The organism is Maribacter aquimarinus, from assembly GCF_047345505.1.
Taxonomy (GTDB): domain Bacteria; phylum Bacteroidota; class Bacteroidia; order Flavobacteriales; family Flavobacteriaceae; genus Maribacter.
In genome coordinates this window covers 1-1,340 of the sequence record NZ_JBLFEO010000070.1, presented here as the reverse complement: position 1 = coordinate 1,340, position 1,340 = coordinate 1, and the positions used below count along the sequence as shown (strand labels likewise).

General features: G+C 33.1%; 3 protein-coding genes. All 3 read right to left on the bottom strand.

All coding sequences use genetic code 11. The features are described 5' to 3' along the window. Positions 1 to 28: 28 nt before the first annotated feature. On the bottom strand, positions 29 to 169 hold the full coding sequence (locus ACKWCC_RS19260) for a hypothetical protein (RefSeq protein ID WP_413997597.1): 141 nt from the start codon (positions 167 to 169) through the stop codon (positions 29 to 31). A gap of 229 nt (positions 170 to 398) precedes the next feature. Further along, entirely contained in the window at positions 399 to 689 is a 291-nt protein-coding gene (locus tag ACKWCC_RS19255; protein ID WP_042247315.1) for a helix-turn-helix domain-containing protein, read from the bottom strand. Next, positions 679 to 1,035, bottom strand: a complete 357-nt coding sequence (locus tag ACKWCC_RS19250; RefSeq protein ID WP_042247318.1) for a type II toxin-antitoxin system RelE/ParE family toxin — start codon at positions 1,033 to 1,035, stop codon at positions 679 to 681. Before ACKWCC_RS19250 ends, ACKWCC_RS19255 begins: the two co-directional genes overlap by 11 nt. Positions 1,036 to 1,340: the final 305 nt, after the last annotated feature.

The window sequence follows — 1,340 nt, the reverse complement described above, 5'->3', positions numbered from 1 at the left end:
TCGTTTTTGCTATTACAATTTACCACTTTTAAAACAGTTTTCCTATTTTAGAACCTCCCGGAACATCAATAAAACCAAGGCTTTCATAAACTATCCATCTTTTTTTCGGGGGATGGTTAGCTTGTTTTAAACCCTTTTCTGAGAAATTTTCATATATATTGTCTAACATAGTATTTTTTTTAAAGCCATTTTCGCTAACGGTCTTGTATATGGCTCGTAGCGTGCAAATTAGCAATAGATTTTCGGTTAAGAGCGAGCCGAATTTTTTAATTTTCTTATTATCTTTTTTATCAATAAGCCAAATTAAAAAATTTGGCGGACTTGCAAATATGCCCTAACTTAGATTAAGCAACTAGTTAGCTATGAGCTATATACGTTATTGTAAAACGTACTTTTCTCTACACTTCAATTGATATATTAACTTTTCCGCCAAGTCCTTTTTCCACAATATCAAACAATGTTTTTAAAGTCAGATTACTGCCATTATTTTCCACACGAGAGATATAAGTTCGTTTTTTGTCAATCAGTTCGCCAAGTTGTTCTTGAGTGAGATTTTTTTCTTCACGAGCGTTGCGTAAAAGCAAACCAATTTTAAACGATTCAAAGTCTCTGTCAAGTTCGTCTCTGCGTTCAGTTCCTTTTTTTCCGTAAACTGTGTCCTTTATGTCTTTCCAACTTTTAGTTTCCATTTCCTTTGTTTTTTTCTTCGTAATACTCTTTCATTAATCGGACAGCTTTATCAATTTCCTTTTTCGGTGTTTTCTGCGTCTTTTTTGTAAATCCGTTTAAGAGTATAACTAACTTACCTTTGTCGAAGAAGCAAAAAACTCGCCAAATATTCGAACCTAATTTTATTCGGGCTTCAAAAAGTCCCTTGTGAGTTTTCATTGGCGCCAAATATGTTTTCGGCACGTGCTGATAGGTTTCGATTATTTCAATGACCTTAAATATTTTGTCCTGAACCTTTTTCGGTTGAGCAAGCAAAAACTCCTCGAAATAATTTTTATACTGTATTACTTGCCTAACTTTTTCCATTCAGACAAATGTAACTTAAAAGTTACTATTTTCAAAAAATTCAGATGTTTATTTTTAATTCTGGATGTTTTTTGGGTATGTTTTACAACGGTTGAGCTATGAACAGTACGGGAGCAAACTAGCCTTTGCTTTCCGCCAAGCACATAGCGAAATCTTTTGCATTTTGTTTTATCTTATTTTTCAACTAACCATCCCCCGAAAAAAAGATGGATAGTTTATGAAAGCCTTGGTTTTATTGATGTTCCGGGAGGTTCTAAAATAGGAAAACTGTTTTAAAAGTGGTAAATTGTAATAGCAAAAACGAA